The sequence below is a fragment of the Methylobacterium sp. J-030 genome (genome assembly GCF_022829545.1).
In the GTDB taxonomy this organism is placed as follows: domain Bacteria; phylum Pseudomonadota; class Alphaproteobacteria; order Rhizobiales; family Beijerinckiaceae; genus Methylobacterium.
The window spans coordinates 1-3,803 of the sequence record NZ_JAKSYM010000042.1 but is presented as its reverse complement, the minus strand read 5'-3'; the positions used below and the strand labels follow the sequence as shown (position 1 = coordinate 3,803).

The 3,803-nt window shown below is 69.5% G+C and carries 1 protein-coding gene; it reads right to left on the bottom strand.

Annotated features, from left to right (window positions below):
* Window positions 1–299 precede the first annotated feature (299 nt).
* Entirely contained in the window at window positions 300–3,428 is a 3,129-nt protein-coding gene (locus tag MKK75_RS01575; RefSeq protein WP_244040877.1) for an MdtB/MuxB family multidrug efflux RND transporter permease subunit, read from the bottom strand.
* Window positions 3,429–3,803 lie beyond the last annotated feature (375 nt).

Sequence of the window (3,803 nt, the reverse complement as noted above, 5' to 3'; positions counted from 1 at the left end):
AAGAGGACGAAGGCCCGGGCGAACGGCTCGGGGGGCGGGGTTGGAGCTGGCTGGCGAGCGGGGAAGTGCCGCGGTGATGACGGGGCAGAGGATAATGGGCACCGCGGCGACGGCTGCCGCGGAGGGTGGCCCCAGGGTCGGCAGGAGGCGGAGGAGGGAGGCCTGGGAGATGGCCGCACGGGGGGGCGTCAGGCCGGGCTGGAAAGCGGTGGGAGCCGGGTGTGCTGGGGCGGGACGGTTTCAGGGCTCCCCCTCCCCCGCAGAGGGGGGAGGGGGAGCCATTGAACCGTCCCGCCCCATCACGGCAGGACCTCACCGCTTTCCAGCCCGGACTCGCGCCGCCCCGCGATCCGCCGCTCCAGCCGGTCGAACGCCAGATAAATCACCGGCGTCGTGAACAGCGTCAGCACCTGGCTGACGATCAGGCCGCCCGCGATGCAGATGCCGAGCGGCTGGCGCAATTCCGAGCCGACGCCGGTGCCGAGGATCAGCGGCACCGCGGCGAAGAGCGCCGCCAGCGTCGTCATCAGGATCGGCCGGAAGCGCAGCAGGCAGGCCTGGAAGATCGCCTCCCGGGGCTCGAGCCCGTCCTCGCGCTCGGCCTGAAGCGCGAAGTCGATCATCATGATGGCGTTCTTCTTCACGATGCCGATCAAGAGCACGATGCCGATCACCGCGATGATGTCGAGGGAGAGCCCGAACAGCATCAGGCCGAGCAACGCCCCGATCCCCGCCGAGGGCAGGGTCGAGAGGATCGTGATCGGGTGGATGAAGCTCTCATAGAGCACGCCCAGCACGATGTAGACCGTGACGATCGCCGCCAGCACCAGGAACAGCTCGTTGCTGAGCGCCGCCTGGAAGGCGAAGACCGAGCCCTGCGGCACCACCCGGAACGAGGCCGGCAGGCCGATCTCGGCCTTGGCCTGATCGATCGCCTCGACCGCCTGGCCGAGCGCGGCCCCCGGCGCGAGGTTGAACGACACGGTGGTGGCCGGGAACTGGCCGAGATGCGAGATCAGCAGCGGCGCCCGGCGCTCGCTGATCCGCGCCACCGCGGAGAGCGGCACCTGCCCGTTGGTCGCCGTCGAGGAGGGCAGGTAGATCGAATCGAGGCTGCGGAGCGTCGTGTGCAGGCTCGGGTCGGCCTCCAGGATCACCCGGTACTGGTTGGACTGGGTGAAGATCGTCGAGATGATCCGCTGGCCGAAGGCGTCGTAGAGGGCGTTGTCGATGGTCGCCGGGGTGATGCCGTAGCGGCCGGCGGTGGGCCGGTCGATCGTCACGTAGGCGGCGAGCCCCTGACCCTGGTGGTCGCTGGCCACATCCATCACGACGGGGGACTTCGCCAGCGCCTCGGTGAAGCGCGGCACCCAGGTCTCGAAATCGTCGATGTTCGGGCTCTCCAGGATGACCTGATACTGGGTCGCCGAGACCGCGGTGTCGATGGTCAGGTCCTGGACCGGTTGCATGTAGAGCCGCATGCCGGGCTCGCCCGCGGCCGCCGCCGAGATCCGCCGGATGATCGTGCTGGCCGAAGCGGTGCGCTCCGCCTGCGGCTTGAGGTTGATCAGCATCCGGCCGGAATTGAGCGTGACGTTCTGGCCGTCGACCCCGATGAACGAGGACAGGCTCGCCACATCCGGGTCCTTGAGGACGATCTCGGCCATCCGCTGCTGGCGCTCGGCCATGGCGGCGTAGGAGACCGACTGGTCGGCCTGGGTGATGCCCTGGATCACGCCGGTGTCCTGCACCGGGAAGAAGCCCTTCGGGATCACCATGAACAGGTAGACGGTGAGCGCGAGCGTGCCCAGGGCCACCAGCAGCGTCAGGCCCTGGTGGTTCAGGACCACCCGCAGCGCCCGGCCGTAGGCCTCGATCGTGCCGTCGATGGCGCGCCGGCCGAGACGGCCGATCGCACCCTCCCGGCGGTGGCGGGGCTCGGCCTCGGGCACGTGCTTCAGGAGCCGGGCACACAGCATCGGCACCAGGGTCAGCGACACCACCGCCGAGATCACGATGGTGGCGGCCAGCGTGATGGCGAATTCGTGGAACAGGCGCCCGACCACGTCGCCCATGAACAGGAGCGGGATCAGCACCGCGATCAGCGAGACGGTCAGCGAGATGATGGTGAAGCCGATCTCGCGGGAACCCTTGAGCGCCGCCTCCAGGGGCGAGTCCCCGGCCTCCACGTGGCGCGCGATGTTCTCGATCACCACGATGGCGTCGTCGACCACGAAGCCGGTGGCGATGGTGAGCGCCATCAGCGACAGGTTGTCGAGGGAGAAGCCGTAGAGGTCCATCACCGATAGGGCGCCGACCAGCGACAGGGGCACCGACAGGCTCGGGATCAGGGTCGCCGACAGGCTGCGCAGGAACAGGAAGATCACCAGCACCACCAGCGCGATGGCGAGGCCGAGCTCGAACTGCACGTCCTCCACGGAGGCGCGGATCGTGGTGGTGCGGTCGGTCAGCGGCGCCACCGCCACGGCGGCCGGCAGGCTCGCCTGGAGCTGCGGCAGCAGCGCCTTGATCTTGTCGACGGTGGCGATGACGTTGGCGCCGGGCTGGCGCTGGATGTTGAGGATCACCGCCGGCGTCGTGTCCGCCCAGGCGCCGAGCTTGGTGTTCTCCGGCCCCTCGACCACGTCGGCGACCTCGGAGAGCATCACCGGCGCGCCGTTGCGGTAGGCGATGATCGCCGCATTGTAGGCCTTGGGGTCGCGGATCTGGTCGTTGGCGTTGATCGCGTAGGATTGCTTGGGCCCGTCGATCGTGCCCTTGGGCGTATTGACGTTGAGGTTGGTGATGGTGGTGCGCAGGTCGTCGATGTTGAGCCCGTAGGCGGCGAGCGCCCGGGCGTTGAACCGCACCCGCACGGAGGGCCGCTGGCCGCCCGAGATGCTCACCAGGCCGACGCCCGCCACCTGGCTGATTTTTTGGGCCAGACGCGACTCGGCGAGGTCGCGGACCTGGGTCAGCGGCAGGGTCTTCGATGTGAGCGCGAGCGTCAGGACCGGCGCGTCGGCCGGGTTCACCTTGGCGTAGATCGGCGGTGCCGGCAGGTCCGAGGGCAACAGGTTGCCGGCGGCGTTGATCGCCGCCTGGACCTGCTGCTCGGCGATGTCGAGGGACAGATCCAGGCTGAACTGCAGAGTGATGACCGAGGCCCCCGCCGAGGATTGCGAGGTCATCTGGTTGAGGTTGGCGAGCTGGCCGAACTGCCGCTCCAGCGGCGCGGTGACCGAGGAGGTCATCACCTCGGGGCTGGCGCCGGGATAGAAGGTCTGAATCTGGATCGTCGGGTAATCGACGGAGGGCAGCGCCGAGACCGGCAGGTTCAGGTACGACACGCCGCCGACGATCAGGATCGCCAGCATCAGCAGCGTCGTGGCGACCGGCCGCAGGATGAAGAGGCGGGATGGGTTCATGACGCGCGCACCTCCTCCCTCCCCCCTCTGCGGGGGAGGGTGGCCCTCGCGTCAGCGAGGGTCGGGAGAGGGGAGCGACGGTGCAGAATGAAGCGCTGGCCTTCATGAAGGCCACGTCTCGTCCGGAAGCCGGGCTCCCCTCTCCCAACCCCCTTCGGGGGCCACCCTCCCCCGCAGAGGGGGGAGGGGGGGAAGCGGCTAGCGCGCTCCAACCCCGAACTCACTCCGCCTGACGGCGCCGGTGCCGACGACGGCCCTCCGCTGTCTCCTGCGCATCCTCCGCCGCCTCGGCCGGCTTCGGCCCACCCTTGCCATCGGGCTTCGACTCCGCCGGCTTGCCGTCCCCCCCGGCCGCCTCCTGACCCCCGGCGACCC